This window comes from Sphingobium baderi (genome assembly GCF_001456115.1).
GTDB classification, from domain to species: Bacteria; Pseudomonadota; Alphaproteobacteria; order Sphingomonadales; family Sphingomonadaceae; genus Sphingobium; species Sphingobium baderi_A.
Genome location: NZ_CP013264.1, coordinates 1,734,504 through 1,760,591 on the forward strand (window position 1 = coordinate 1,734,504; position 26,088 = coordinate 1,760,591).

The 26,088-nt window shown below is 61.8% G+C and carries 26 protein-coding genes, 1 tRNA gene, 2 pseudogenes and 1 other annotated feature; of the genes and pseudogenes, 21 read left to right on the forward strand and 8 right to left on the reverse strand.

Features of this window, described 5'->3' with window-relative positions:
* The first annotated feature begins 1 nt into the window (after position 1).
* Positions 2-946, forward strand: coding sequence for an acetyl-CoA carboxylase carboxyltransferase subunit alpha (locus ATN00_RS08670; protein WP_062063953.1), 945 nt, complete (start codon positions 2-4; stop codon positions 944-946).
* Positions 947-1,193: 247 nt separating this feature from the next.
* Positions 1,194-2,615 (forward strand): M48 family metalloprotease, encoded by a 1,422-nt coding sequence (locus ATN00_RS08675; RefSeq protein WP_062063955.1) that lies wholly within the window; start codon positions 1,194-1,196, stop codon positions 2,613-2,615.
* An 82-nt stretch (positions 2,616-2,697) separates the two neighbouring features.
* Here the strand turns inward: ATN00_RS08675 and ATN00_RS08680 are convergent, their stop codons facing one another.
* Both ATN00_RS08680 and ATN00_RS08685 read right to left on the reverse strand, forming a co-directional pair.
* Positions 2,698-2,880 carry a Flp family type IVb pilin gene (locus ATN00_RS08680; RefSeq protein WP_062063957.1) on the reverse strand — a complete coding sequence of 61 codons (183 nt, stop codon included), beginning with the start codon at positions 2,878-2,880 and terminating at the stop codon, positions 2,698-2,700.
* 136 nt (positions 2,881-3,016) lie between these two features.
* Positions 3,017-3,202 carry a Flp family type IVb pilin gene (locus tag ATN00_RS08685; protein WP_062063959.1) on the reverse strand — a complete coding sequence of 62 codons (186 nt, stop codon included), beginning with the start codon at positions 3,200-3,202 and terminating at the stop codon, positions 3,017-3,019.
* An 80-nt stretch (positions 3,203-3,282) separates the two neighbouring features.
* Here ATN00_RS08685 and ATN00_RS08690 point away from each other — a divergent pair, with 80 nt between their 5' ends.
* A complete protein-coding gene (locus ATN00_RS08690) occupies positions 3,283-3,690 on the forward strand; it encodes a (deoxy)nucleoside triphosphate pyrophosphohydrolase (RefSeq protein ID WP_062063961.1) in 408 nt (135 codons plus the stop codon).
* A 153-nt stretch (positions 3,691-3,843) separates the two neighbouring features.
* Here the strand turns inward: ATN00_RS08690 and bfr are convergent, their stop codons facing one another.
* The 3 genes from bfr to ATN00_RS08705 all read right to left on the reverse strand — a co-directional run bounded on the left by bfr (position 3,844) and on the right by ATN00_RS08705 (position 5,956).
* Positions 3,844-4,323 (reverse strand): bacterioferritin, encoded by a 480-nt coding sequence (gene bfr, locus ATN00_RS08695; RefSeq protein ID WP_062063963.1) that lies wholly within the window; start codon positions 4,321-4,323, stop codon positions 3,844-3,846.
* A gap of 160 nt (positions 4,324-4,483) precedes the next feature.
* Complete coding sequence (locus ATN00_RS08700) at positions 4,484-4,654, reverse strand: (2Fe-2S)-binding protein (RefSeq protein WP_062063965.1); 171 nt, start codon at positions 4,652-4,654, stop codon at positions 4,484-4,486.
* A gap of 57 nt (positions 4,655-4,711) precedes the next feature.
* Positions 4,712-5,956 carry a DUF418 domain-containing protein gene (locus ATN00_RS08705; RefSeq protein ID WP_062063967.1) on the reverse strand — a complete coding sequence of 415 codons (1,245 nt, stop codon included), beginning with the start codon at positions 5,954-5,956 and terminating at the stop codon, positions 4,712-4,714.
* Positions 5,957-6,030: 74 nt separating this feature from the next.
* Here ATN00_RS08705 and ATN00_RS08710 point away from each other — a divergent pair, with 74 nt between their 5' ends.
* Positions 6,031-6,801 (forward strand): methyltransferase domain-containing protein, encoded by a 771-nt coding sequence (locus ATN00_RS08710; RefSeq protein WP_062063969.1) that lies wholly within the window; start codon positions 6,031-6,033, stop codon positions 6,799-6,801.
* Positions 6,802-6,991: 190 nt separating this feature from the next.
* On the opposite strand, the gene purL is transcribed toward ATN00_RS08710, so the two are convergent.
* A complete protein-coding gene (purL, locus tag ATN00_RS08715; protein WP_062063972.1) occupies positions 6,992-9,166 on the reverse strand; it encodes a phosphoribosylformylglycinamidine synthase subunit PurL in 2,175 nt (724 codons plus the stop codon).
* A 100-nt stretch (positions 9,167-9,266) separates the two neighbouring features.
* Between purL and ATN00_RS08720 the strand changes: the two genes are divergently transcribed.
* A complete protein-coding gene (locus ATN00_RS08720; protein WP_062068579.1) occupies positions 9,267-9,704 on the forward strand; it encodes a DUF805 domain-containing protein in 438 nt (145 codons plus the stop codon).
* A 64-nt stretch (positions 9,705-9,768) separates the two neighbouring features.
* Here ATN00_RS08720 and ATN00_RS08725 read toward each other — a convergent pair whose 3' ends face one another.
* The gene (locus ATN00_RS08725; RefSeq protein ID WP_062063974.1) at positions 9,769-10,152 is read right to left on the reverse strand and encodes a hypothetical protein; all 384 of its coding nucleotides are present in this window, start codon (positions 10,150-10,152) and stop codon (positions 9,769-9,771) included.
* 169 nt (positions 10,153-10,321) lie between these two features.
* Here ATN00_RS08725 and ATN00_RS08730 point away from each other — a divergent pair, with 169 nt between their 5' ends.
* The 6 genes from ATN00_RS08730 (at position 10,322) to ATN00_RS08755 (ending at position 14,252) form a co-directional block, all read left to right on the forward strand.
* Positions 10,322-10,582 (forward strand): exodeoxyribonuclease VII small subunit, encoded by a 261-nt coding sequence (locus tag ATN00_RS08730; RefSeq protein ID WP_062063976.1) that lies wholly within the window; start codon positions 10,322-10,324, stop codon positions 10,580-10,582.
* Between the two features lie 4 nt (positions 10,583-10,586).
* Positions 10,587-11,498 (forward strand): polyprenyl synthetase family protein, encoded by a 912-nt coding sequence (locus tag ATN00_RS08735; RefSeq protein ID WP_062063978.1) that lies wholly within the window; start codon positions 10,587-10,589, stop codon positions 11,496-11,498.
* 2 nt (positions 11,499-11,500) lie between these two features.
* Positions 11,501-12,007, forward strand: a complete 507-nt coding sequence (gene coaD / locus ATN00_RS08740) for a pantetheine-phosphate adenylyltransferase (RefSeq protein WP_062063980.1) — start codon at positions 11,501-11,503, stop codon at positions 12,005-12,007.
* A gap of 98 nt (positions 12,008-12,105) precedes the next feature.
* Positions 12,106-12,879, forward strand: coding sequence for a peptidylprolyl isomerase (locus ATN00_RS08745; RefSeq protein WP_062063982.1), 774 nt, complete (start codon positions 12,106-12,108; stop codon positions 12,877-12,879).
* A gap of 24 nt (positions 12,880-12,903) precedes the next feature.
* Complete coding sequence (gene queA, locus ATN00_RS08750) at positions 12,904-13,938, forward strand: tRNA preQ1(34) S-adenosylmethionine ribosyltransferase-isomerase QueA (RefSeq protein ID WP_062063984.1); 1,035 nt, start codon at positions 12,904-12,906, stop codon at positions 13,936-13,938.
* Positions 13,939-14,042: 104 nt separating this feature from the next.
* Complete coding sequence (locus ATN00_RS08755; protein WP_062063986.1) at positions 14,043-14,252, forward strand: dodecin; 210 nt, start codon at positions 14,043-14,045, stop codon at positions 14,250-14,252.
* 114 nt (positions 14,253-14,366) lie between these two features.
* Here the strand turns inward: ATN00_RS08755 and ATN00_RS08760 are convergent, their stop codons facing one another.
* On the reverse strand, positions 14,367-15,287 hold the full coding sequence (locus ATN00_RS08760) for a DUF2171 domain-containing protein (RefSeq protein WP_062063987.1): 921 nt from the start codon (positions 15,285-15,287) through the stop codon (positions 14,367-14,369).
* 253 nt (positions 15,288-15,540) lie between these two features.
* Here ATN00_RS08760 and ATN00_RS08765 point away from each other — a divergent pair.
* The 10 genes and pseudogenes from ATN00_RS08765 to ATN00_RS08810 all read left to right on the forward strand — a co-directional run bounded on the left by ATN00_RS08765 (position 15,541) and on the right by ATN00_RS08810 (position 26,070).
* A tRNA-Ala gene (locus ATN00_RS08765) sits at positions 15,541-15,616 on the forward strand.
* A 101-nt stretch (positions 15,617-15,717) separates the two neighbouring features.
* Positions 15,718-17,433 (forward strand): site-specific integrase, encoded by a 1,716-nt coding sequence (locus ATN00_RS08770; protein ID WP_156415246.1) that lies wholly within the window; start codon positions 15,718-15,720, stop codon positions 17,431-17,433.
* Positions 17,434-18,042: 609 nt separating this feature from the next.
* Positions 18,043-18,836 (forward strand): annotated as a pseudogene (locus ATN00_RS22825) (transposase).
* Positions 18,324-18,432 (forward strand) — a sequence feature (AL1L pseudoknot). (Overlaps the previous pseudogene by 109 nt.)
* A 29-nt stretch (positions 18,837-18,865) precedes the next feature.
* Positions 18,866-19,279, forward strand: a pseudogene (locus tag ATN00_RS22830) (transposase); the annotation flags it as partial.
* The gene (locus tag ATN00_RS08785; RefSeq protein WP_062063993.1) at positions 19,212-19,613 is read left to right on the forward strand and encodes a phosphoketolase family protein; all 402 of its coding nucleotides are present in this window, start codon (positions 19,212-19,214) and stop codon (positions 19,611-19,613) included. The pseudogene ATN00_RS22830 and the gene ATN00_RS08785, both read left to right, overlap by 68 nt.
* Positions 19,614-19,843: 230 nt before the next feature.
* Positions 19,844-21,202 carry a spinster family MFS transporter gene (locus tag ATN00_RS08790; protein WP_062063995.1) on the forward strand — a complete coding sequence of 453 codons (1,359 nt, stop codon included), beginning with the start codon at positions 19,844-19,846 and terminating at the stop codon, positions 21,200-21,202.
* Between the two features lie 74 nt (positions 21,203-21,276).
* A complete protein-coding gene (locus ATN00_RS08795; protein ID WP_062063997.1) occupies positions 21,277-22,515 on the forward strand; it encodes a cytochrome P450 in 1,239 nt (412 codons plus the stop codon).
* A 76-nt stretch (positions 22,516-22,591) separates the two neighbouring features.
* Complete coding sequence (locus ATN00_RS08800) at positions 22,592-24,892, forward strand: TonB-dependent receptor (protein WP_062063999.1); 2,301 nt, start codon at positions 22,592-22,594, stop codon at positions 24,890-24,892.
* A 14-nt stretch (positions 24,893-24,906) separates the two neighbouring features.
* Positions 24,907-25,269 carry a nuclear transport factor 2 family protein gene (locus tag ATN00_RS08805; protein WP_062064001.1) on the forward strand — a complete coding sequence of 121 codons (363 nt, stop codon included), beginning with the start codon at positions 24,907-24,909 and terminating at the stop codon, positions 25,267-25,269.
* Positions 25,270-25,293: 24 nt separating this feature from the next.
* Positions 25,294-26,070 (forward strand): SDR family NAD(P)-dependent oxidoreductase, encoded by a 777-nt coding sequence (locus ATN00_RS08810; RefSeq protein WP_062064003.1) that lies wholly within the window; start codon positions 25,294-25,296, stop codon positions 26,068-26,070.
* The last annotated feature ends 18 nt before the right edge of the window (positions 26,071-26,088 follow it).

Sequence of the window (26,088 nt, forward strand, 5' to 3'; positions counted from 1 at the left end):
CATGGTAAGCTTTCTGGAATTTGAAAAGCCGATCGCGGAGCTTGAGGCCCGCATCATCGAACTGCGCGCCACCGCCAATGTGGGCGACATCGACATAGATGGTGAAATCGACAAGTTGGAGCAGCGCGCTGCCAAGATGCTGGCGGACAGCTACGCCAAGCTGACGCCGTGGCAGAAGACGCAGGTTGCACGTCATCCCGAGCGCCCGCATTTCAAGGATTATGTCGCGGGCATGTTCGACGATTTCATGCCGCTGGCGGGGGACCGCGCCTTTGCCGACGATCAGGCGATATTGGGCGGCCTTGCCACGCTGGGCGAGCGGCGTGTCGTCGTGATCGGCCATGAAAAGGGCGACGATACCGCCAGCCGTGTTCGCCATAATTTCGGCATGGCCAAACCGGAAGGCTATCGCAAGGCGATCCGCCTGATGCAGCTTGCGGACCGCTTTGGCCTACCGGTCGTCACGCTGGTCGATACGTCCGGCGCATTCCCCGGCGTGCAGGCGGAGGAGCGCGGGCAGGCCGAAGCCATCGCCCGCTCCACCGAACAATGTCTTGCCCTTGGCGTGCCGATGGTGGCCGCTGTCGTGGGTGAAGGCGGATCGGGCGGGGCTGTGGCGTTGGCGGCCGCGAATCGCGTCCTGATGTTTGAACATGCGGTCTATTCGGTGATTTCGCCCGAGGGGTGCGCCTCGATCCTGTGGCGCACTGCCGACAAGGCAAGCGACGCCGCCACCGCCATGCAAGTCACGGCGCAGCATCTGCATGCGCTGGGCGTGATCGACCGCATCGTGCCGGAACCGCTGGGCGGGGCGCACCGCGAGCCGGCCGCCGCCGTCGCCAACCTCGCCGCCGCGATAGGCGAGGAACTGGATGCCTTGTCCGGCATGGATGCCGCGGCGCTACGCACGGACCGCGCCGACAAGTTCCTAGCCATCGGCGCCTAAATCCGTTCTTCAAGGAAGGGGGACCGCCGCGAAGCGGTGGTGGAGGGGTAGTGCCCTCTCGATAGCGGAGATACGCCTCCGTCAGTTCCCTCTCAGAGGATTGGCATCGCGTTTACCTCACCCTTCCGGAAACAGTGACAGTCCTTTATCGTTCCGCCATCATGAGAGCGGAAAGGGGCTGTTAGCTGTGAAGAAACGATATGTCTGGACTTGCGCCGCAACAGGAACGCTGACGCTGGTGGGGGCCATGGCCGCCGCGCCATCCGTGATCGGGCAGCAGCGCGCCATCCGCACCGTATCTTCGATCAACCCGCAGGAAAAGGAAGCAGGCGCGAAGCAGCATCCGCAACTGCTGGAAGAGTTCGGCGGCGCCTATGCGGGACCGCAGGCGAAATATGTGGAGGGCGTGGGCCGCCGCATCGCCGTCCAGTCGGGTCTTTCCAACGCGCAGAGCGACTTTACCGTCACGTTGCTCAATTCGCCGGTGAACAACGCCTTCGCGATCCCCGGCGGCTATGTCTACGTCACCCGCCAGCTCATGGCCCTGATGAACGACGAGGCGGAATTGGCGGGCGTGCTCGGCCATGAAATCGGCCATGTTGCCGCCCAGCACGGCCAGCGGCGGCAGAAAACGGCCCAGCGCAACGCCGTGGGCGGCGCCTTGCTTCAGGTTCTGACGGGCGCGCTGCTGGGCGATTCGGCGATTGGCGGCCTGCTGCAAAAGGGGATCGGGACGGGCAGCCAGTTGCTGACGCTCAAATTCTCCCGCTCGCAGGAATATGAGGCGGATGATCTGGGCATTCGCTATCTGGCGTCGGGCGGCTATGATCCGCGCGCCCTGTCCGATATGCTGGCCTCGCTCGCCGCGCAGAGCAGCCTGGACAGCCGTGTGACGGGCAATGCGGGTTCCATGCCGGAATGGGCGAGCACGCACCCCGACCCGGCATCCCGCGTCGGCCGCGCCGCGCGGGAAGCACAGCGCAGTGGCTCCACTGGCACCGTCCGCAATCGCGACGCCTTCCTGAATGCGGTGGATGGCGTGCTTTATGGCGACGATCCCAAGCAGGGCGTGATCGAAGGCAGCCGCTTCCGCCACCCCGACATGCGCCTCGCTTTTACCGCACCATCCGGTTTCGGTATGGAAAATGGCGGGAGCGCCGTGACCGTCGCGGGATCGAGCGGGCAGGCGCAATTCAGCAGCGCATCCTATTCGGGTAATCTGGCCGCCTATATCGACGCCGTGCTCGCCAGGCTGGGCGGCGGGAAAGCGCCGGCAGGCGATGTCAGCCGCACCACGGTCAACGGATTGCCCGCGGCATGGCGCACGGTGCGGGCCAATACGCAGTCGGGGCAAGTCGACGCGACGGTGTTCGCTTATGATTTCGGGGGCGGCAAAGCCTATCATTTCCTGCTGCTGACCGGCGCGGGGCAGGGCGTGGGGCCGTTCGCGTCCATGGTGCAGTCGGTGCAGCGTCTGTCCGCGCAGGACGCCGCCGCGATCAGGCCGCGCCGGGTGGAGGTTGTCACTGTAAAGGCGGGCGACACCGTGCAGTCGCTGGCGAAGCGGATGGCCTATTCCGACTTTCCGCTGGAACGGTTCCTGACGATCAACGCGTTGACCGCGCAATCGGTGCTGCGGCCGGGGCAGCGGGTGAAGATTGTTGTTTGACGGTAGTGGTGCATAAGAAAAGGCAGGGGAATTGCTTCCCCTGCCTTTCCCGATTGAAGCGGCGAATTGCCGTTTGCAGCTATTACTGACCAGCAGCAACGCCTTCGTTGAGCGCATCAGAGGTCGTATTGAAGGTAGTTTTCAGGCTGCTGCCCAGCGAGGTCATCGCGCCAATGGCGGCAACGGCGATCAGAGCAGCGATCAGACCATATTCAATGGCAGTCGCGCCTTCTTCATTCTTCAGCATCTTGCGAATAAACTGCATGTTTTGTCTCCATACCCAGAGAAATCGTTCAACTACCCGGCTTGTCTTCTTTGACCGGAAGATAAGCAGGTCCCGATTTAAGGGAGTTCGGTTGAGAAAAACTTAATGACAAGTCCATTTTGTCAAATATTGATGGTTAGTGGGGATTAACTTCTTCCGCCACATGATTCCACATTGCGATGGACCCGCTCGCGAATTGACTGACGGCGGAAACAATTGCGAGAAAAATAAACGCAAGGATCAGTGCATATTCGATCGCCGTCGCGCCGCGCTGGCATTGCGCCAGGGCACATCGGGCAATAATGTCGATCAGCCCCCGCATTTACATTCCAGTCCGTTGCAGACAGTCCCGGCTGGCTGTGTAAAGGAGGCGCGGTTAACAAAGCCCTTTCGTTGGACCCTATGATGCAGATTTCTCCCCTCCTGGTTGTGGCCGCGGCGCTGGTCGATGCGGACGGACGCGTGCTCCTGCAACAGCGGCCGCCTCACACGTCCCTGCCGAACCTGTGGGAATTTCCCGGCGGAAAGGTGGAGCCGCAGGAAACGCCCGAAGCAGCGCTGGTGCGGGAATTGGAGGAGGAACTGGGCATCAGCACCCATGCAAGCTGCCTGGCCCCCGCGACCTTCGCGAGCGCGCCGCTGGGGGAGCGCCATCTGTTGCTGCTGCTCTATGTGTGCCGTAAATGGCATGGCGTGCCCGAAGCCCGCCATGCCACGGCGCTCAAATGGGCGCGCCCAGCGCAGATGTATGCGCTGGACATGCCGCCCGCCGACCTGCCGCTGATCGGGCTGTTGGAGTCGTTGATTTAGAAGGGAGGCTACCAGAGCTGCGATCCTGCGGATCGCATGCCCTCACCCCGCTATGCTAAGCGGCACGCTGCCAAATCTTTGCACCCCTCTCCCCAAAGGAGAGGGGTTGGCTACCTTATCATTACCGCCATCGGCACCGCTTGAGTGTTTCCGTTATCCCTCGGCGGCCTCGCTCTGCAACTGGATGTAGTTTTGCAGGCCCATCCGATCGATCATCTCGAACTGCGTTTCCAGCGTGTCGATATGCTCTTCCTCGCTTTCAAGGATGGACTGAAACAGATCGCGCGACACATAGTCGCGGATCGACTCGCAATAAGCGATGCCATCCTTGAGCGTCGGCAGAGCCTCATATTCCAGTTCGAGATCGGACTTGAGCACTTCTTCCACCGTTTCGCCGATCTTGAGGCGGCCAAGCAACTGGAAATTAGGCAGGCCGTCAAGGAACAGGATGCGTTCCGCCACCTTGTCGGCATGTTTCATCTCGTCGATCGACTCTTCATATTCGAACTTGGCGAGCTTCTTGATGCCCCAATGATCGAGCATGCGATAATGGAGGAAATATTGATTGATCGCGGTCAGCTCGTTCTTGAGAACCTCGTTCAAATAATCGATGACTTTGGGATCGCCCTTCATGGGGGGAATGCTCCGGTTATTGGAAAGTGCCGGGCATTATAAGGCGATAGGGACTGGTTGTTAAGCCAAAAACCCTTGAAAATCCGCCATTTTTTGTAAGGCTATTGCTTCGGGTTTGCGATTGGAAGACGGCTATTCATGCACCTGCCTCGCAATGCTTTTAAGCGGTGGCCCGCTCTGCGGCGATGATGGTGCGGGCAAAGGAAACGCACTGGCCGCATTTGGGGCGGCGGCCGAAACGGGCATAGGCGTTGCATGGCGTATCCGCGCCATCGCGCACGGCGTCCTTCAGATCCTTTTCCCGAATGGCATTACAAACGCAAACGACCATGTCTCGCACTCCTGACCAAGCAGATAGCGCAGATGATAATAGGTCGCAATAGTCCCATCAGATGTTTTTGCGAATCTTTTGCAGCCGTCCTTTGGCGAGGCTGCGCCACAGCCATTCCAGCGGCCCGGAACCGAATCGCTTCAGCCAGAGCGGCGACCACAGCAGCATGACGGCCCATCCCCCCAGCACGAACAGGGGCAGGGCGGCGGGCCGGACCTGCCCGAACAGGCCAAGGCCCCAGCCATAGAAGATCGCTGTCATCACCAGGCTGGTGCCCAGATAATTGCTGAACGCCATGCGCCCGGCGGCGGCGATGGCGGACGTGATTCGGCTTTGGCCGCGCCCGGCGAGAAGCCACAGGATCAGCGCCGCCCATCCCACCGTCAGCGGAATGCGAAAGGGGAAGGACCAGGCCATCATGCTGCCCAACGCCGGAAGCGCCGCGAATCGGCTGAGGACCACCCACAGGGCCAGCGCGGCCATGGGTGGTAGGCCGATCAGGAAACAATGCCGCGCCGTCCGCCAATATTGCTCCGCGCTCCAGCGTCCTGTCAGGAAACCACCCTTCAGCATCGCCATGCCCAGCAGCATGAAGCCCAATGTTTCGAGCGCGGTGAACAGGAACGACCAGAACCACTGGCCCGGATAGCCCGCCAGATGATGCCGGACGATATCGACGAATCCGCTTCGGTAAGTTGCGGTCTCGGCATGGACGGCGGCGCTGCGCGGATCGGAATAGGGCGCGATGAAATGAGTGAAGCCGTCGCGGATATCGGCGGCGGTTCCGGGCGCAGATGCCGCGTGGGACCAGCTATAAAGGCTGAGCAGAAAAGCGACGCAGAGCAGGAAATGGAGCAGGAAGAAGAGAAACGCCCATTTCACCAGCGACAACGGCTCGTGCCGGATAAACAACAGAGCAACCAGCCCCACGATCGCATAGGTCATCAATATGTCGCCCCACCAGAGCAGCAGATAATGGGCGAGGCCGAACAGAAACAGCCATGCGGCCCGCACCATCTGGGCACGGCGGCCATCGCGTCCGGCCATTTCCTCCCGGTCGATCAGCAGCAGCATGGACGCGCCGAACAGCAGGGCGAAGAGACCGCGCATCTTGCCGTCAAAGAACAGGAAGCCGACTGCCCAGAAAGCGACATCGCTGGCCGAAAGCGGACCCGATACCGCCGGATTGAAATAGGCGGGTTGGGGCAGGGCGAAGGCCGTGATGTTCATCCAGAGGATGCCCATGACCGCGCAGCCGCGCAGCACGTCCATCGAAAGGAGGCGGGAGGAAGGCGCAGTCATCAACGGTCCTTGTAAAGAGTTTGGCTTGGTAAAGAAGCTGGCAAAGCGCGGAAGGCTCTGCCATGCGACTAGCCATGAACATGGGCCGCAAGCAACGGATAAGCGATGCGTTCGGCGCGGCTGCGGCGCGCTATGACGATCATGCCGGGCCGCAGCGGCTGGCGGCGGCGCTGGTCGCGGATCTGGCGCAGCGGCAGAAGCCCGCCGGTGTTGAGCGCATATTGGAGATCGGCTGCGGCACGGGCTTCCTGACGCGGGATATTCAGGCGCGCTGGCCCGGCGCGGAACTGGTGGCGACGGATTTGTCGCCCGAAATGCTAGCACGGGCCTCGGCGGGCGGTTTGGTCGCGGGAACCTTCCTGCCGATGGATGGGGAGATTCCGGCGTTCGATGGCGAATGGTTCGATCTTATCCTCTCCAGCCTCGCCTTCCAGTGGTTCGACGATCTGGGAGGGGCGGTCGGACGGCTGGCGGGGTTACTCCGGCCGGGGGGAAGCTTGATCTTCTCCACGATGGGGCGGGGCAGTTTCGCCCGGTGGCGTGCCGCCCATGCGGCGTGCGGACTGGCGGCGGGCGTGCCGGACTATCTCGATCTGAACGATTTGCGCGCGATTCTGACGCCCTTTGGCGATGCCTTTGCTTTTGACGAGGAATATGCGCTGCCTTGCGGAGGCGCCATGGGATTGATCGCACACCTCAAGGGCATCGGCGCAGTAGTACCGAGCGAGGGAAGAAAACCGTTAAACCCCAGTGATTTGCGACGCGTGATGGCCGCCTTTGAGGCGCAGGGCGGGGATGATGGCTATCAGGTGCTCTTCGGACGCGTAACGCGCTCGGGCGCCTGATGCAGCATCATCGTCGCGCGGATCTGGGACGGATGGATTGCGGAACGGCAGCTTTCCTCACCCCGTTCATCCTGAGTAACCACTGAGCTTGTCGATACGGGTGTCCGGAATAGCCGAAACTGGTCGCTTTCGAACATCCCCGCCTCATCAAAACATGAGTTGGTGAAAGGAGGAAAGCTCCCCTCCGTCCTTACAGTTCCGCATCCATCAGGTTCGGGAAGAAGCCTTCATGCGCCCCACGTAGGGCGTCCAGCGTCACGCCCACAATCTTATCACCTTGGCAGGTGCCGATGCGGGTCGCGCCGGGGATGGCGGTGCCTTCGGGTGCGGTGACGATGTAACGGCCCTGATCCTCGCCGAATGCGGTGGCGGTCGTGAGATTCGCGCTCAGTTCCGCGCCGATATTGCCGGACAACGCCATTTCCGCGACTGCGACCAGAAGGCCGCCGTCGGAAATGTCATGGACCGCCGTGACCTTGCCTTCCGCGATGAGCGCGCGGACGGTTTCGGCGTTGGCGCGTTCCGCCTTGAGGTCGACCTTGGGCGCTTCGCCCGCTTCCCGGCCCGCTATTTCGCGCAGCCAGATGGACTGACCCAGATGCGTGCCTTCTGCGCCGATCAGCCAGATGGCGTCGCCTTCCGCCTTGAAGGCGACGGTCGCCATGACGTCAATGTCCTTGAGCAACCCGATTCCGCCGATGGCGGGCGTGGGCAGGATGGCAGAGCCGCCGCCTGTTGCCTTGGACTCATTATAGAGGCTGACATTGCCTGACACGATTGGGAAGTCGAGCGCGCGGCAGGCGTCGCCCATGCCTTCCAGGCAGCCGGTGAACTGCGCCATGATTTCCGGCCGCTGCGGATTGGCGAAGTTGAGGCAATTGGTGACGGCGAGCGGTGTCGCGCCGACTGCCGTAATGTTGCGATAGCATTCTGCGATGGCCTGCTTGCCGCCCTCATAGGGATCGGCATAGCAATAGCGCGGGGTGCAGTCGGTGCTGATCGCGATTCCCTTTTGCGAGCCGTGGACGCGCACAACTGCCGCATCGCCGCCGGGACGCTGCACCGTGTCGGCGCCGACCATGTGGTCATATTGCTCCCAGATCCAGCGGCGCGACGCGATGTCGGGGCTGCCCATCAACTTCACGAGGTCCGCGCCGATGTCGGACGCCGGAATGTCGCCCAGCGGCTGAACGCCGGACCATGCCTTATATTCGTCCTTCGGCATGGCGGGGCGGTCATAAAGCGGCGCGTCGTCGGCCAGCGGGGCGAGCGGAATGTCGCACACCGTTTCGCCATGGTGGACGAGGACCATGCGGCCCGTATCGGTGACTTCGCCGATGACCGCGAAGTCCAGTTCCCACTTGCGGAAGATGGCTTCGGCAAAGGCTTCCTTGCCGGGCTGGAGCACCATCAACATGCGCTCCTGCGATTCCGACAGCATCATTTCATAGGCGCTCATGCCGGTTTCGCGTTGCGGCACCTTATTCATGTCGAGCAGCAGGCCGACGCCGCCCTTGGACGCCATTTCGACGCTGGAAGAGGTGAGGCCTGCCGCGCCCATGTCCTGAATCGCGACGATGGCGTCCGACGCCATGAGTTCGAGACAGGCTTCGATCAGCAGCTTTTCGGTGAAGGGATCGCCGACCTGCACGGTGGGGCGTTTCGCATCGGCATCATCGCCGAAATCGGCGGAGGCCATGGTCGCGCCGTGGATGCCGTCGCGGCCGGTCTTGGACCCGACATAGACGATCGGGTTGCCGACGCCCGACGCCGCCGAATAGAAGATCTTGTCGGTGTCAGCGACGCCCACGGTCATCGCGTTGACCAGGATGTTGCCGTCATAGGCGGGGTGGAAATTCACCTCGCCACCCACGGTGGGCACACCCACGCAATTGCCGTAGCCGCCGATGCCATGGACTACGCCGGAAATGAGATGCTTCATCTTGGGGTGATCGGGCCGTCCGAAGCGCAGCGCGTTCATGTTCGCGATCGGGCGCGCGCCCATGGTGAACACGTCGCGCAATATGCCGCCCACACCGGTCGCCGCACCTTGATAGGGTTCGATGTAAGACGGGTGGTTGTGACTCTCCATCTTGAAGATCGCCGCCTGCCCGTCGCCAATATCGACGACGCCCGCATTTTCGCCAGGGCCGCAAATGACCTGTGGCCCTTCGGTGGGCAGTTTTTTCAAGTGGATGCGGCTCGATTTGTAGGAGCAATGCTCCGACCACATGACCGAAAAGATGCCAAGTTCGGTGAGATTCGGTTCCCGGCCGAGCGCATTCAGGACGCGATCATATTCTTCCGGGGAAAGCCCGTGTTCGGCGACGATTTCGGGCGTGATCTGGGTGGCGGTGCTGGACATGAGCGCGCCTTTAGCCGCGTGGGCGCGGATAGACAATCCTTGCGGCGTCCTGTGTGGAAAACATGCTATGGTCGTGCGTTGGAAAGGGGAGGAGACCGTCATGGAATGGATGCTGTTGCCGCTGCGCCGCTATGCGAGATTTTCGGGAAGGGCGCGACCGAAGGAATATTGGATGTTCGCACTGTTCCTGATCCTCGCCGCGATCGTGATCAGCATCGTCGAAACCATGTTGGGCCTCAACGTGACGCAGCGGTGGGTCGATCATGGCCCATGGTGGGTCGATGCGGGTTACCGGACCCAGGCCGGGCCGCTGACGGGACTGTTCGTGCTGGCGATGTTCATCCCGCAGCTCGCGGTGTCGGTCAGGCGGCTGCATGACACGGACCGCAGCGGATGGTGGCTGCTGCTGATCCTCCTGCCGTTGATCGGCGGTATCATCCTGCTGGTTTTCTTCATCATGAGTGGGACGCGTGGCGCCAATCGCTTCGGCCCCGATCCGATCGAGGTGGGCGAGCCGGAACTGATCCGCAGATCGTAAGGGCATAAAAAGGCCGGACCTCGATGAAAGGTCCGGCCTTTTTGCTATCACGGAGATTCAGGACTCAGGCCTTGCAGCCCAGCGCGCTCTTGCCCGGCAGGGTGATGGTGACCTGCTTGCCATTGCCTTCAATCTTGTAGCCATCGGTGGCTTCGAACGGCTGGCCGGCTTCGGCGGCGACCAGCTTGGTCGGCGACCCGGTTTTTTCAGTACGCAGGTTCGCGGTCTTGTCGTCGCTCAGGAAGTCGACGAAGACGAGGCTGTTGTCCTTGCAGCGATACTGGAAGCTGTTCTTCACCGACGGCGGGAGTTCCACCGGCGCGGCGTTGGCAAGCTGCGAAGCCATCGGGTCGGCGGGGCCGCCCACGACTTCGGGTTCATCATTCTTGTTGCAGGCCGACAGCAAGGTCAGGGCCGCGACGGCGGTCAGGGGGAGATAATATTTCATAGCGGGCCTTCTATGTGCACTTGCAACAAGTGACGTCAACGCAAAAATAGTGAATTTGCCTGTTATATTCTTATGCGTCAGCGTGACGGAACCATGACAGGGCCGCATGATGGGGCCACGGGTGCCATGCGGACTTGACCGCGCGGGCGGTGAAGGCCAATGCAGGGCCATGGCCGAAGAGAGCATGACGCAGCCGACCGACCCCAGCACGCTTTCGTTCGAGGAGGCGCTCCGCGCGCTCGAATCGATCGTGCGGCGGCTGGAAAATGGAGACGTGCCGCTGGACGAATCGATCTCGCTCTACAGCGAGGGCGAGGCGTTGCGGAAGCAGTGCATGGAACGATTGCAGGCGGCAGAGGCGCGCATCCAGAAACTCACGCTCGACGCGAGCGGCGCCGTCACCGGCGCGCAGCCCTTCGGCGCGGATTGACGGGATGAAGGGAGGCGGCGCCTCCGCAGGTGCGTTGATTGCCCAGCAGTCCGCCCTGATTTCGGCCGCGATCGACCGTGCCTTCGACACTTTGCTCGCCGTGCCGGACGATGCGCGGGCGCGCCTTTATGACGCGATGCGTCATGCGGCCATCGGCGGAGGCAAGCGCCTGCGCCCGCTGCTGGTGCGGGCGGCATGCGACCTGTTCAATATCTCGCCTGAATCGGCGCTGCGTGTAGGACTGGCGGTCGAGTGCATCCATGTTTATTCATTGGTGCATGACGATCTGCCTGCGATGGACGATGACGATATGCGGCGCGGCAAGCCGACCGTCCACAAGGCCTATGACGAAGCGGCCGCGATTCTGGTGGGTGACTGCCTGCAAAGTTTCGCCTTTGAGATATTGGCCGACGAGCAGACGCACCCGGCGCCTTTCGTGCGGGTGGAGCTTGTGAAGGCGCTTGCGCTTGCCAGCGGGGCGGCGGGCATGGCGGGCGGCCAGATGATGGATCTGGCGGCGGAAGACAGCCGCTTCGACCTTGCCACCGTGACGCGGCTCCAAAATCTCAAGACCGGGGCGCTGATCGGCTTTTGCGTCGATGCCGCAGCGATCATGGCGCGCATCCCGCCGGAAGGGCGCACGGGGCTGCACGGCTATGCGCGCGACATTGGCCTCGCCTTCCAGATCGCGGACGACCTGCTCGATGTCGAAGGTGATACGGCCGCCGCGGGCAAGGCGCTGGGCAAGGATGCGTCAGCGGGCAAGGAAACCTTCGTTTCCCTGCTGGGCGCCGATCGGGCGAGGGAGCAGGCGCAATTGCTGGTCGATCAGGCCAAGGCGCATCTGCATGGTTTCGGCAAGCGGGCTGATCTGCTGTGCGCCATTGCCGATTATATCGTGGAAAGGGATCGGTAGGCATGAAACAAAGGGTGGGGGTCTATCCCGGCACATTCGATCCCATCACGCTGGGTCATATGGACATCATCCGGCGCGGGGCGAAGCTGGTCGACAAGCTGGTGATCGGCGTCACGACCAATATTTCCAAATCGCCGATGTTCAGTGACGAGGAGCGGCTGGATATGGTGCGCCGCGAATGCGCCGGTATCGATACGGAAATCGTCGTTACCGGCTTCAACTCGCTGCTGATGGACTTTGCCGAATCGCAGCAGGCCAGCATCATCATCCGGGGTCTGCGCGCCGTCGCGGACTTCGAATATGAATATCAGATGGCGGGAATGAACCAGCAGATCAATGGCCGCGTCGAGACTGTTTTCCTGATGGCGGACGTGTCGTTGCAGCCGATTGCGTCGCGCCTGGTCAAGGAAATCGCGCTTTACGGCGGCCCCATCCATAAATTCGTCAGCCCGACCGTGTGCGAGGAAGTGGAAAAACGCGTCGCGGCGTTGGGACGCAAGGGCGGATAACGCACCGCTCAGCCTTCGTTCAGTTGCCAATCGCGAAGAGCGCGCTATCAGGGGGCAACTTCGCCATCGGTCAATAGAGAGTTAGGGAAAGCTTATCCATGCGGTTTACTTCGGCGCTCAAGACCGTGGCGATCGGTTTCGCCCTCTATGCGTCCAGCGGCGCGGCTCTGGCGCAGGGCGGCGGACAGGGACAGGGCGAGGAACTGAAGAAGGCGGAAATGTCCGCCGTCGCGGAAAAGAACGCCAAGGCGCTGGAACAGTCCGGCACGCCCCAACTTCCCCCCGCCAGCATCCCGGTCGATCCGCAGAATGTGTGGGATCTGGACCTGTCCACTGGCGGCCGCGTGCGGATTCAGCTTCGTCCCGATGTCGCGCCCACGCATGTGGAACGGATCAAGGAACTGACGCGGCAGGGCTTTTACAATGGCCTTAAGTTCCATCGCGTGATCCCCGGCTTCATGGCGCAGGGCGGCGATCCCAAGGGCGATGGCACGGGCGGTTCGACGCTGCCGGACCTGAAGCAGGAATTCAACTGGCTGCCCCATGTGCGCGGCGCGGTGTCGATGGCGCGCGCCCAGTCGGAGGACAGCGCCAACAGCCAGTTCTTCATCGTGCTGCTGCCCCGGCTTCAGCTCGACAAGAAGTATACCGTCTTCGGCCGCGTGATCGAAGGGATGCAATATGCCGATGCGATTGCGCCGGGTGAGCCGCCCGCCAACCCCACGACCATCCTGCAGGCGTCGATCGAAAGCGATGGCAAACCGCCAGTGACGGCGCCCATCGCTCCGGCTGTTCCTGCGGCGAACGTGCCGTCGGTGCTGCCCTCCGCGCAGCCCGCCCCGGCCCAGCCGCAATCCTCACCGCAGCCATAAGCGGCGGCCCGCGCGGCGACTTCCATGCGCGTAGACCTGTTCGATTTCGACTTGCCGCCCGAGCGCATTGCGCTGCGCCCGGCATCTCCGCGCGATTCGGCGCGGCTGATGCTTGTGGCGGGGGATGCGCCGATCGCGGACGGGGTCGTGCGCGATCTGCCTGCCTTGCTCCGCAAGGGCGACGTGTTGGTATTCAACGATACGCGGGTGATTCCGGCGCAGCTTGAAGGCATACGCGGGCAGGCAAAGGTCGGCGCGACGCTGCACAAGCGACTGGGGCTGCGGCAATGGCAGGCGTTCCTCCGCAATGCCAAGCGGGTGCGCGACGGCGACCGGATCGACTTCGGCGCAGGCGTCACCGCTATTGCCGGGCCTCGCGACGAAGATGGCGGCGTCACGCTGAGCTTCGAGGGCGATGAGCCGGTCGAATTGCTGCTGGAACGGGCGGGGCGGATGCCCTTGCCCCCCTACATCGCCAGCAAGCGCCCCACCGATGAGCGCGACAGGGCTGATTATCAGACGATGTTCGCGCAAAAGGACGGGGCGGTGGCCGCGCCTACGGCCGCGCTCCATTTCACGCCGGAACTGATGGAGGGGCTGGCGAAAGCGGGGGTCGCGACCGAGACCCTGACGCTGCATGTCGGCGCCGGGACATTCCTGCCGGTGAAGGCGGATGACACGGACGATCACCGGATGCATGCCGAATGGGGCCGGATCGACGCGGCGACTGCGGACCGGCTGAATGCGGCGAGGGCCGGGGGCGGACGACTGATCGCGGTGGGCACCACCAGCCTGCGCTTGCTGGAAAGCGCGGCGGGAGAGGATGGCGTCATCCGTCCGTTCGAGGACGAAACGCGCATCTTCATCACGCCGGGCTATCGGTTCCGGGCGGTGGACGGCCTGATGACCAATTTTCACTTGCCCAAATCGACCTTGTTCATGCTGGTCAGCGCGCTGATGGGACGGGATCGGATGCAGGCGGCATATGCCCACGCCATATCGCAGGGCTATCGCTTCTACAGCTACGGGGATTCGTCGCTGCTGTTGCCTCAAGGATAGGACCGGGCTTTTCGGCGCAACGCCGGCAAGCCGGCCATATCACGCTTGTCAGCCGGGTGGGGCAGGCATAGCCTTCTCTCAAGGATAACGAAGGAGAGGATGCGATGGAGGACCATGTCTACAAGCTCGTCGAGATCGTCGGCACATCCCGCAAGAGCACCGATGACGCCATCCAGAACGGCTTGACCCGCGCCAGGGAAACGCTCCGCAATATCCGCTGGTTCGAACTGGTCGCGGTGCGCGGCTTCATCGACCGGGACGGCGCAACCCAATATCAGGCCACGCTGAAACTCGGCTTCACGCTGACCGACTGATCGCAGGGATGCGCGTTGGGATTTACGCTCCGGAAAAGGCAAGCCTTCATCTGGCGGCATGAAAAAGGGTCCGGCCAAAAGACCGGACCCTTCCCTTCGTAACCTGCCGCGGTTTCAGCGGTCGCGGTTCTTTTGATAGGGGGCGTTGTCCGTCGACAATCCTTCGCCGCTCCATGCGGCGGGGTCGATATCGCGCTCTCCGAACAAGGCGTTCTTATCGCCTTCCGTGCGCCAGGCGGCCTGCGCCTGATCGGCCGACTTTTCCAATATCACCCTCTGCGCGTCGACGGATTTGATCCAGGAGGATGGAACGGAATGATGCACACCGCCTGCATCTTCGTCAGTCCGGGTCAGGATCATGCGGTCGCCGCGCAGCTTGTCGACAGTGCCGACATGTTCGCCATCGCTGCCGACCACTTCCATATGTTCGCGCACCTGGGCCAGCGCCTGGCGCTGTTCGCCCCGCCGGTTGCGCCAGGTCCCGAACTCGCTGTTGAAGCGTTCGCGGTTTTCGCGCCGATATTCGGCATAGTCGCGGTCCAACTCCTCGATCCGCTGCTGGCGCCATGCATAATAGCTGGCGTCGTGATGCTCGCCATAATCATGTTGCGGTCCATAGGCGCGGACGCGAGATCCGTGATCCTCGCCGCCCAAGCCGCTAGGGTCGCCGGTATAAGGCGCATAGCCCCGCCCCGGCAGATAACGGTCGCTGCCCGAAGTGGAAGCATAGCCCACGCGGCTGCTCTGGTCGCGCGGATCGCCATAGGGGCGGTTGTAATATTCATCATAGTCGCGTCTGCGTTCGGCTTCCTCATCGCCGAACCAGCTGCGGATTTCATCGCCCGCCCGGTCGAAGAAGCCGCGTTCGTCGGGATCATAATCGGTTGGCGCCGAACGATAGGATCGCCCACCGCCGAACTGGGCCCGCGCGCCATAGCGATAGCCGCGATCATCGCGCCACTCGCGGGCGCCGGTATAGCGCGGCTGCCCGGTATAAAGATCGTCACCGTAGCGGCGTCCGCTCTGGTAACCCATGGTCCTTCTCCTTGCCTGCTGTTGCGGCGGCTTTTCCCTTGCCTGTTGCAAGCGCCGTCATCCCACCAATGAGCGGCGCGATCCTTCGTTCCGGGCGTTACGCAGGGGTAACATCGCTTCTTTCCACCAGCCTGCCGAACGGGCGGCGCGGCAGGCGGCAAAGGCTTGATCGAGATCAACGGAAGAAGCCGATTCTTCTCGCAAAAAAGACCGTTGCATGGCGTGGAAGGCTCGCTTATAGGCTGCGCTCCTTGGGGCCGTAGCTCAGCTGGGAGAGCGCGTCGTTCGCAATGACGAGGTCAGGGGTTCGATCCCCCTCGGCTCCACCATTTCTCTTCTAACGCCTTGATTATGGGCGGTTAGCTAGAAAATCAGCCACTTATGCCTGCCATTTGGTCACACCAATGGTATACAGCAGGGCATGAAAGACGTGGCGGAAACCCTTCATCTGCAAAAGCGCGGCGGCGTCTGGTATTATTTCCGGCGTGTGCCCAAGGCGCTCGTTGCGGCCATCGGAAAGCAGTTCATCAAGCAGTCGTTGGGAACGTCCAGCCTTACCGAAGCGAAGCGGCTTCGCACCATCCATGACCTGAACTCGGACGCTTTGTTCATGGCGGCCGAGAAGGAAGGGATCGGTTCGGGTAAAGGATCGAAACATCCCGTGCTACCGCTGGCGACGCTGACCGAGCATATTCGTTCGATGATCGCCGTCATGGATCGCCAGGCCGCAAATAAATTGCTCCAGGAACCTCCGGTAGACCGGGCCAGCCTGAAGGAAGGGCAAGCCGACGCGGAATATGAGCTAGGCATCCTCACCAACCCCGCCGATCCGCGCCAGCATGAACTGATAGGCCGCGCTGGGCAAAGACTGCTGGACCAGATCGGCGCGGATATCCCCGACCTGTCGAAAGCGGCCAAGTTCGAGGAAATTGTCCGACGCGGCCTCATCGAACTCTGTCGCCGCAGGCTGGATCGTTATGCTGACCGCTATGACCGCCCCTATTATGACAGCCTGTTCGATCCGGCACGACCGGCCAGCGTGACGCTGGAGGAACTGTCCCAGACCTATCTGGCCGAGAAGGAAGAGGACTATCATCTCAACGGGGTCAGCACGAAGCGACTGGACAAGATCAAGGCCAGCGTGGCCGTCTTGTGCGAGATGATCGACGGGCAGATGCCGGTCCATGCGATAGATGATGATGTCGTGCAGCGGGTGCGGAGCCTGCTCGCGCAGATGCCGTCGAATCGCACCAAGCTCTATCCGGGCCTACCTCTTGGTGCGGCGATCGAACGCGCGAAGAAGGACGGCAAGCCCGGTCTCTCCTCCTCCACGCAGGCGCATTATCTGGAAATCCTGCGGGATATGCTGAAGGTAGCGGTGCGGAAGAAATATCTGACGTCCAATCCTGCCGAGGAGGTCAAGCCGCTGAAGAAGGATGGTGTAACTGCTGCCGAGAAGCGCAGGCCGTGGACGGACCAGCAACTGCGCGAGTTTTTCATGGGCAGCAGCTTCTACCGTTCCTGTGCACCGGGGGCCACGAAGCCCTATACTGGAAAGGATCGCGACTGGCGCTTCTGGCTGCCGCTGCTGATGCTGTTCAGCGGTGCCCGGCCCAATGAGATATGCCAGCTTCACGTCGATGATATCGCCCGGACACCGATGGGCATCTGGTATGTGTCCATGACCGACGAAAAGGTCGGAAACAGCCTCAAGACCCAAGCCAGCCGCAGAAGAGTTCCAATTCACTCCGAACTGATACGGATCGGCTTCCTTCAGTTCGTGGACCGGCAGAAGCAGCAAAGTGCATCCGCGCGCCTGTTCCCGACCCTGAAGCCGAATAAATATGGCAATCTCGCCTGGTATCCGGTCAAGCGGTTCAACGAGCAGTTCCTGCCTGTTGCCATGACGCTGGAGGAGCGGCAGTCGCTTTACTCCTTGCGACACAATGTCCGCGATGCCCTACGCCGGGCGAAAGCGCCTGCTGAGACCCTATTGGCCGTGACGGGCTGGTCGCCCTCCGGTAAGGCAGTCAGTGACAACTATGGCGATCCTGGCAACCCGGATCATCATGCCGAATATGTCGAGAAGATCGGCTATGCGGGGCTGGACTTGTCGTTCCTGTATGCGCCCTCATCTGGGACATAAGTGCGGAGCATGAGCATTCTACCAAGCCAGGGTAGCGCAATGTCAGGAGTTCAGTAACGCTATCACCGTAAGCACGATTGTCGCGTACATCATCACCTTGATCTGAAACAGATCACGTTTGATCAGGTTGAACCGCATATCCATAGAATCGATCTATCTCCCCCGGTTGGCGAGGTCCACCAATTCTGGAGTTCATGATACTCTGCCGGCCCTGCTCGCGATCGAAGGTCGGAGGAACAGAAACGCCGATAGAGCGGTCTTACATTCATCAGCGCCTAAGATGGCAATGGACTGTCTGACTGACCGTGAGAAAAAACCAAACGTATCGGGTCGAGGTCACTATCTGGAATATCGCTGAGTACCATTAGGTCATAGAGGTGAACACCGAAGCCTTGTAGGCGCATATTGGGCGGGTCAATATCGAGTATCGACCAGATAGGCGCGCTGCCGAAATTGACTAAGCCCGCTTGGAAAAGTTTTAATATTTCGGATAAATAGGCTGCATGCTGCGGCCCATTAGTCCTCTTCTGCTGGACTTTTCCATCAGTCAGGGGTTTGAACCGCGCCGGGTTTGCCGGAGGCTCCAACTCCTGAGAAGGTGGAGCCTGTATGAGCAAGACAACGAACAAGTTTGCACCCGAGGTTCGCGCACGGGCGGTGCGGATGGTGGCCGATCACGAGCGCGATTACCCCTCTCGCTGGGCTGCGGTGGTTTCGATCGCGGAGAAGATCGGCTGCGTTCCGCAGACGCTGCATGAGTGGGTGAAGAAGGCTGAGGTGAACAGCGGCAAGCGCGCCGGTGTCCCGACCGAGGTTGCCGACAAGGTGAAGGCGCTGGAGCGCGAGGTCCGTGAGCTGCGGCAGGCCAACGAGATTCTGCACAAGGCGTCAGCATATTTTGCTCAGGCGGAGCTCGACCGCCCGTTCCGGCGATGATCGCGTTCATTGACGATCACCGCGATACCTATGCTCGGCGGATCATCGGCTGGCGGGCCAGCAGGACGGCCCATGTCAGCTTCGTCTTCGACGCCCTGGAACAGACGCTTCACGATCGCCGTCCGACCCATCGGGGAGGCCTGATCCATCATAGCGATCGTGGGTTGCAATACGTGTCCATCAAATACACCGAGCGCCTCGCCGAGGCCGGGATCGAGCCGTCGGTAGGCAGCGTCGGCGACAGCTACGACAACGCTTTGGCCGAGACGATCAACGGCCTCTACAAAGCGGAGGTGATCCACCGGCGTGGACCGTGGCGCAGCTTCGAAGCGGTCGAGTATGCCACGCTGGAATGGGTCGACTGGTTCAACCATCGTCGACTGCTGGAGCCCATCGGCAACATCCCGCCCGCCGAAGCTGAAGATCAATATTATGCTGCCGCGAGCAACATCGATATGGCAGCGTGACTCACAACCAAACGCCTCCGGCAGACCCGGTGCGGTTCAATGAGGCTTGGCGGACTGCTCTTGAGGATTGGTTGAAGCCGTTTTTGACGGCGCTCGGCCATAAGACGCGCGGTCGGATGTGCCCTTCGTATGTTGCAGGACTGATCGGCCCGGGGGACCGCAAGAGTGTTCAGCCGATGGCCGCGCGCGACGGTGCAGTCAGCTACGACCAGCTTCATCACTTTGTGGCGAGCGGCGTCTGGGATGCGGCTCCGTTGGAAGCGGCGTTGCTGACCAAAGCCGATGAGCAGGTCGGCGGTGAGGACGCCTGGCTGATCGTCGATGATACGGTCTTGCCAAAGAAGGGACGCAGTTCGGTTGGGGTTGCGCCGCAATATGCCGGCGCGCTGGGCAAGAACGCCAACTGCCAGACACTGGTATCTGCCGCCCGACGCGAACTGCCTCCTTTCGGTCGCCGACCACTGCCTGCGAAGCCGCAACTATCTGAACCTCATCGTCATCGACAAGCAGCCCCAGCTCCAATGGCTGACCATCGACGAGGCCGAGGCCCATTGCGCGCACGGAGCGGGCGTCTGGGACATGTACAGCAACGGCGCCGAGGCGCCCGACATCGTGCTCGCCTGCGCCAGCGACATCCCGACCCAGGAAACCGTGGCGGCCGCGTGGCTTCTCCGGCGCTATGTGCCCCAGCTCCGGGTGCGCGCCGTGACATCCAGGGGATCAGGTTCGGCCGCTGCGCTCCCCGACATGATCAGACCTTGTCGATCTTCGAGGTAGAGGGCACTTGCTCGCCCATCCTGGCAGAATTGAGGCAGTGGGTCGGGAGAAGCTCTCAAAAACTAACAAATAATGTCCCAAGCGGCCGGTCTCGAACATACTTTTCAGATCGGTCTCAAGTTCACCGTCTTACACGCCAGCTTTTTTCTTCGCGAACGCGAACACCACTTTCCAAATTATCGATAATCGGTATGTTGGCTGGATAACGAGACGGGAGAGAGGTAGCATTGATGGCCATGACAGCGGTTGGGCAATTCTCCCGTCCCAAGCTCCTTGCCGTGCTGCTTGTCACCTATATGGTGAATTACGCAGATCGAATGACAATCTCCGTGCTGGGAGAGTCGATCAAGCGCGATTTGGCATTGAGCGATGCCCAAGTTGGAATGCTGGGCGGCACGGCATTCACAATCCTATACGTGCTGGTGAGCTTTCCCGTCGGGCGGCTGGTCGAACGCCACAGGCGGGCGACCATCATGTGGATAGCGATAGGCCTGTGGTCGACCGCCACCGTCGCGTGCGGCTTTGCGCGGAATTTCACCGAGCTTGCGCTGTGCAGGGCGGCCGTCGGCGTGGGCGAGGGCGCCTTCATCCCGGCGGTGCTGTCGCTTCTCTCGGATTACTTCCCTCCCAACCGCAGGGCTTCGGCCTATTCGACCATCGTGCTTGGACTTCCCCTGGGCGGCATGATCGGCGCCATCGTCGGCGGTTGGGTCGCCGCGCGTCATGGCTGGCATATAGCCTTCATGGTGATCGGCGCGCCGGGGCTGCTCATGGCCTTGATCGTTCGGCAAGTGGTAGTCGAACCGCCACGCGGGTCCTCAGACGGCGCGGCGCCCGCGGGCAATGTTCCAACCATAGCAGACGTCCTGAGGACGCTGGCTAGTAAGCCCGCATTTCTCCACCTGACGCTCGGCGGCGGCCTTGTTCAGATCGTTTCCTATGCGATCGCACTTTTCCTCTTTCCCTATCTGACCCGGAACTTCGGAGTGAATTACGCGCAGGCGGGCCTGGCCGTGGGGTTGCTGAACGGGGCTTCCCTGACGGTTGGCATATTGGGGGGCGGCCTGTTGTCCGATCATCTGGGTAGCCGTGACGTGCGCTGGTACGGATGGACGCCCGCCATCGCCATGCTGATGACGTTCCCGGTTTATCTGGCGTCGCTCTTCCAGTCCTCATGGCTCATAACGACAATGCTGCTCTTTATACCGTCGGCGGTCGCGTCCGCCTTCGCCCCGACCATCGCGGCAACCATCCAAGGGCTTGTGCCACCAACGATGCGGGGGACGACCGCTGCGCTGAACGGCGCCATGAGCCATGTGATCAGCCTGGGCTTGGGATCCCTGCTGATCGGCCTCGTCAGCGACCATTTCACCCGATTGAGCTTCGCCATGGCCACGGGAGGAAGGGATTATGCCCAATGTGGGACCGGCTCCCAGCCCGCCCTGGCAACGCTTTGCCAGCAGTCGTCGGGGCAGGGGTTGCGGTGGTCGCTCATGGCGCTGTCGGCGTTCCTGCTATGGGGATCGATTCATTTCCTGATTGCTTCGCGGTCGCTGCGCCGGGATTACGGCCATGGCGCCACCCAGTGACAACGGGGCTCCTTGACGCGAAGAAACAGTCGCGCTAACCACGTTTTGTAGATAATCGATAATCGAGAGTGTGTATGGCGAGCTTGGCCGAGATTGAGGGGTTCATTGCACCCGAGGCTTTTTTCGAGCTGGATCTGGGTGACGAGGATTTCCGCCAGAATGCGGTAGATCGCTACGCGTCTCTATGGGCCACCCGGCAGCCTTTCTATGCCCGGCGCCTCGGCATACCTGCCGTCGTATGCAGCCGTGCCAGGGATGTTCGGGAAGTCATGCTGAACCCCTCCCGGTTCGTCATGAAGGCGCCGAAGCTGCCCGGATATGAGTCCTTCGACATCTTTGGCGGACTGGAAAGCGTGCTCCAGATGGACGGCGACCGCCACGGGCGGGTGCGGCGTCTCATGAACCCTGCATTTTCGCCCGCATCGCTGCCCGCGATCCGCCCGGCGGTCGAACGCATCGTCAAGGAGCGGCTGGACGCCATAGAGGCAACCGGACCGCACTTCGATGCGATGCAGGACTTATGCGATCACCTGATTGTCCGCTCGCTGCTCGATGCCACCTTCCAACTCAATCCCACGCAGCAGGCGGCGTTTGAGCGTGTGCATCGCGCGATCTTCGCGATGAACTTCCGTCCCGGCCAGGCACGGCCGCAAGAGTATACCGAAGCGATCGAGGGCGCGCGCGCCGTGATCGCCGATCTTATCGAGGACCGCCGGCACAATCCGCGCGACGATTTCATCAGCAAACTCATCAGTGCGCGGGACGAGGGCAGTAAGCTCGACGATGCCGAACTATACGGCCAGATCAACACGATCTGCGGCGCCGCGCTGGGATCGACCGCCACCAGCCTGGCGGCCGCGCTCTACCTCTTGGGCCGCAATCCCGACCAGTTCGACATGCTGAAGCAAGATCATTCGCTCATCGATGACGCATTGGAAGAATGCCTTCGCATGCATTGCCCGGGCTTCTTCTTTTTCCCACGCTTTGCCGCCTGCGACACCGAGATCGGCGGCACGCCGGTGTTGGAGAACATGCTGATACTCGCCTCGCCGCAGGCGGCCAACTTCGATCCGGAGGAATATGAACAGCCCGGGAAGCTGGACATCCGCCGTAAGCCCAAGCCGCTGACTTTCGGCGCGGGAAGCCATCACTGCATCGGCGTCCTGCTGGCGAAGATGACCATGCGCATCGGCATGCGCGCGATATTGGAGCGGTTCCCGGGCATTCGACTGGCAGATCCCGCATTCAGGCCGACCTACGGAGGCAATGTCGGGACATTGACCATCGCATCCCTGCCGATGTGGCTTTCATAGGCAGCGAGCAGGCTTCGGCATCAACGACAATAACCGGCTGCTAACGCCGGATTTTAGGGAAGGGGAGTATAGTTACATGAACCAGGGATATCGTTTCAAACGCTCGGGGCTCCGGTTTGCCCTGTTGGCAAATGTCGGATTGATCGCGTTCGCGCAGCCCGTCCAGGCGCAGGTTGAAACGGCGGCGCAGTCCACTGATTCGGGCGGCCTGCAGGACATCGTTGTCACCGCCCGGAGGACCGAGGAATCGGCGCAACGCACGCCCATCGCCATCACGGCTCTCTCGTCCACCGATCTGGAACGGCGCCAGATCACAGATCTGAAGGGCGTGCAATATTCTGCCCCCAACATCAACATCGCCACCTATCCGGGGGACCCGTCCTCGATCACAATCCAGATGCGCGGCCAGGTCCAAACCGACCTTGTAGCGACGAGCGACCCCGCGATCGGCGTTTATCTCGACGGCGTCTATCTGGGGCGCGGCAACGGCAGCTCGCTGACCACCCTCGACCTTGAGCGGATCGAAGTGCTGCGCGGGCCACAGGGCACGCTGTTCGGACGGAATACCACCGGCGGCGCTCTCAACATCGTGTCGAAGGATCCCTCGGACAAGCTCGAAGGCTTCATGTCCGGCAGCGTCGGAAAATTCGACAGCTTCGATCTCAGCGGTGCGCTCACCATCCCCATCAATGACAAGCTGGCAGTGCGCGGCGCCTTCCAGCATTCGCAGAGCGGGGGGTATTTCAAGGACACCTACAACGGCCAGAACCTGCTCGATAACAATGTCGATGTCGCTCGGCTGAAGCTCAAATGGCAGCCGACGGATGCCTTCACCGTGCTGCTGGCCGGGGACTATAGCGACATCACCGGCAATGGCGCCGCCTTCAAGCTGATCTCCGTGACACCCGGGGCGGCGCTCAACCTGCTGCCGGCGGCGCAGCCCGGTGTCGATGGGGGACGTGCCGTGTCCTCCTATATCGGCGGTGACCCCTATGCGAACCAGAGCCAACTCGACAACGCCTATCATGCGCGGTTGTGGGGAACGTCGTTGACGATGACCCTCGACCTGGGCGACGCCCAGCTCAAGTCGATCACCGCCTATCGCGAGTTGAAGCGCACCGCCGCGTTCGACTATGACGGCACGCCTTATGTGATCGCGGAGGCGAACAGCGTCGACCTGAGGCAGCATCAGTTCTCGCAGGAACTCCAGTTGAACGGATCGGCGTTCGATCATCGGCTCACTTATACCGGTGGTTTGTTCTACTTTGCCGAGCATGCGCGGGACATCACCCGCAACGACTATCTCATCGGCCTGGCGCCGCCGCCCTTCACGCGCGCGATCACCGATGGGGAGGTCGAGAACGACTCATATGCAGCCTACGCTCAGGCCACCTATGAAGTGCTCGCCAACACACGGATCACCGCGGGGCTTCGCTACACGCGTGACACCCGTGAGCTCATCAGTCGCAATCGGGGCTTCAGGAGCGCCACCTTCGGCGGGCCGGTCACGTCGGAGGTCTGCAGCCTGGTAGCCGTCGTGCGCGATAATCCTGCGGTCTGCCAGGCCACCTTGAACGCGGACTTCGGCTACTGGTCTTATACGCTGGGCGTCGACCACCAGTTGACCGACAATGTGCTCATCTATGCCCGGACGGGACGGTCCTATAAGGCGGGCGGGTTCAACATCCGTTCGACCACGGTGCCCGATTCCTTCGCGCCCTTCGCCCCGGAGAAGCTAACCGACTATGAAGTGGGCGTAAAGGCCGACCTTTTCGACCATCATCTCCGCAATAACCTGGCAGTCTTCTATTCGGACTATCGCAACATGCAGCGCACGTTGCAGGTCGCGACGCCCGCCGGGCCCAATCCCTCCGCCAACTTCACGACGAACGCCAAGAAGGCACATATCTTCGGCATCGAGAACGAACTGACCGGCCAGATCGGCGGCCTGCGCGTGACGGTGTCGGGCGGTTATCTCAAGCCGGTCTATGACGACTATCGCGATACCGCAGCGCCGTTCACGGACCGCAGCGGCGAACCCTTCATTGAGGTGTCCAAGTACAATGTCAGCGTGAGCGGACAGTACGAACTCGCGACCGGCTTTGGCAAGGTGCGGATCGGCGGCGATTATTCCTATCGCACAAAATTCTACTTCGCGCCGCAGGACACGATATTCCAGAAGGGCTATGGCCTTGCAAATGCTCAGGTCGCCGTGGACCTGAACGCGATCCCTGGGCTGGAGGTGAGCGCCTATGTCCGCAACCTTACGGACAAATATTACAACATATACATGCTTCAGCTTCCGGCGCTCGGCTTCGCATCGGTCACTCCGGGCGAACCGCGCACCTATGGAGCGAAGGCGACGTTCCGGTTCTAGAAGGAGCGATACAGATGAATGACGCGGACGCGATCCGCAATCTGGTGGCGTCCTACAGCCTGGAGGCCGATGCGCGAAATGTCGCCGCCTGGGCGGCACTGTTCGCGGACGACGGCGCTCTGATCCTGAACGGCACCGTTCAGGGCCAGGGGCCGGCGGACCTTCATGACTGGTTCGCCGGCCGCTCCATGCCGGCGGGCTATCACATGGTGGCCAACCTGCGTTTGGACATCCAGTCCGACGAGGCGACGGGCGTTGCCAATTTCATCTCCGTAGGCGTCGACAACAAGGTCGGCGCGCGCGGGATGTATCGGGCGGTTTTCGTGAAGCGCGGGAACGACTGGAAGATCGCCGAGTGGCGCATCGAAGTCGCCTGATCATCTATTTCGGGAGTTGAAGACATGACGGATCGTTTCGAAGGCAAGGTGGCGCTCGTCACGGCGGCGGCGGCGGGAATAGGCGCCGCCACGGCACGGGCATTTGCCGAAGGCGGCGCCCGCGTGATGCTGTCCGATATCGACGTGCAGGGCGGGGAGGCAATGGCCGAAAGTCTGCGGGCTTCCGGCGCTCAGGCCGATTTCACGCCCGCCGATGCCACGTCCGAAGAGGAGGTGGCGTGGTTGGTTGCAAGGACGGTCGAGATGTTTGGCGGCCTTCATCTCGCGGCAAATGTCGTGGGGGATTCCGTTGGTGACGCGAACGGTCCGGACATGCATCTGAAGAGCGTGGAAGGGTGGGATGCGACCTTCGCGATCAGCATCCGCAGTGCCTTCATCTCGATGAAGCATGAGATCGCCCATATGATCGGGCATGGCGGGGGAGCGATCGCCAATGTGAGCTCGCTGGCAGGCATGGTGTATGTGCCGGAGTCGGGCGCTGCCTATTCATCGGCAAAGGCGGGCATCATCCAGTTGACGCGCTTCGCGGCCGTCACCTACGCTGACCGCGGCGTGCGCGTGAACTGCATCGCTCCAGGGGTCACGCCCACGCGGGCCTATTACAAGCGGGGACCGGAAGCGGCAGCGCAGCAGATCGCCCGGATGGTGGACCGCCAGGCGATCAAGAGGGCCATCGAGACGAGTGAGCAGGCGGCGGCGATCGCCTGGCTATGTTCGGATGACGCAGCCATGATCACGGGGCACAACTTGCCCGTCGACGGGGGCTGGTCGGCGCGATAGCCGCGCGACCACACCCCG

Bases quoted from the DNA above. Each gene is read 5' to 3' on its own strand.
- ATN00_RS08670 (WP_062063953.1), top strand. From the start codon at position 2: ATGGTAAGCTTTCTGGAATTTGAAAAGCCGATCGCGGAGCTTGAGGCC.
- ATN00_RS08675 (WP_062063955.1), top strand. From the start codon at position 1,194: ATGGCCGCCGCGCCATCCGTGATCGGGCAGCAGCGCGCCATCCGCACC.
- ATN00_RS08680 (WP_062063957.1), bottom strand. From the start codon at position 2,880: ATGCAGTTTATTCGCAAGATGCTGAAGAATGAAGAAGGCGCGACTGCC.
- ATN00_RS08685 (WP_062063959.1), bottom strand. From the start codon at position 3,202: ATGCGGGGGCTGATCGACATTATTGCCCGATGTGCCCTGGCGCAATGC.
- ATN00_RS08690 (WP_062063961.1), top strand. From the start codon at position 3,283: ATGATGCAGATTTCTCCCCTCCTGGTTGTGGCCGCGGCGCTGGTCGAT.
- bfr (WP_062063963.1), bottom strand. From the start codon at position 4,323: ATGAAGGGCGATCCCAAAGTCATCGATTATTTGAACGAGGTTCTCAAG.
- ATN00_RS08700 (WP_062063965.1), bottom strand. From the start codon at position 4,654: ATGGTCGTTTGCGTTTGTAATGCCATTCGGGAAAAGGATCTGAAGGAC.
- ATN00_RS08705 (WP_062063967.1), bottom strand. From the start codon at position 5,956: ATGACTGCGCCTTCCTCCCGCCTCCTTTCGATGGACGTGCTGCGCGGC.
- ATN00_RS08710 (WP_062063969.1), top strand. From the start codon at position 6,031: ATGAACATGGGCCGCAAGCAACGGATAAGCGATGCGTTCGGCGCGGCT.
- purL (WP_062063972.1), bottom strand. From the start codon at position 9,166: ATGTCCAGCACCGCCACCCAGATCACGCCCGAAATCGTCGCCGAACAC.
- ATN00_RS08720 (WP_062068579.1), top strand. From the start codon at position 9,267: ATGGAATGGATGCTGTTGCCGCTGCGCCGCTATGCGAGATTTTCGGGA.
- ATN00_RS08725 (WP_062063974.1), bottom strand. From the start codon at position 10,152: ATGAAATATTATCTCCCCCTGACCGCCGTCGCGGCCCTGACCTTGCTG.
- ATN00_RS08730 (WP_062063976.1), top strand. From the start codon at position 10,322: ATGGCCGAAGAGAGCATGACGCAGCCGACCGACCCCAGCACGCTTTCG.
- ATN00_RS08735 (WP_062063978.1), top strand. From the start codon at position 10,587: ATGAAGGGAGGCGGCGCCTCCGCAGGTGCGTTGATTGCCCAGCAGTCC.
- coaD (WP_062063980.1), top strand. From the start codon at position 11,501: ATGAAACAAAGGGTGGGGGTCTATCCCGGCACATTCGATCCCATCACG.
- ATN00_RS08745 (WP_062063982.1), top strand. From the start codon at position 12,106: ATGCGGTTTACTTCGGCGCTCAAGACCGTGGCGATCGGTTTCGCCCTC.
- queA (WP_062063984.1), top strand. From the start codon at position 12,904: ATGCGCGTAGACCTGTTCGATTTCGACTTGCCGCCCGAGCGCATTGCG.
- ATN00_RS08755 (WP_062063986.1), top strand. From the start codon at position 14,043: ATGGAGGACCATGTCTACAAGCTCGTCGAGATCGTCGGCACATCCCGC.
- ATN00_RS08760 (WP_062063987.1), bottom strand. From the start codon at position 15,287: ATGGGTTACCAGAGCGGACGCCGCTACGGTGACGATCTTTATACCGGG.
- ATN00_RS08785 (WP_062063993.1), top strand. From the start codon at position 19,212: ATGCCGGCGCGCTGGGCAAGAACGCCAACTGCCAGACACTGGTATCTG.
- ATN00_RS08790 (WP_062063995.1), top strand. From the start codon at position 19,844: ATGGCCATGACAGCGGTTGGGCAATTCTCCCGTCCCAAGCTCCTTGCC.
- ATN00_RS08795 (WP_062063997.1), top strand. From the start codon at position 21,277: ATGGCGAGCTTGGCCGAGATTGAGGGGTTCATTGCACCCGAGGCTTTT.
- ATN00_RS08800 (WP_062063999.1), top strand. From the start codon at position 22,592: ATGAACCAGGGATATCGTTTCAAACGCTCGGGGCTCCGGTTTGCCCTG.
- ATN00_RS08805 (WP_062064001.1), top strand. From the start codon at position 24,907: ATGAATGACGCGGACGCGATCCGCAATCTGGTGGCGTCCTACAGCCTG.
- ATN00_RS08810 (WP_062064003.1), top strand. From the start codon at position 25,294: ATGACGGATCGTTTCGAAGGCAAGGTGGCGCTCGTCACGGCGGCGGCG.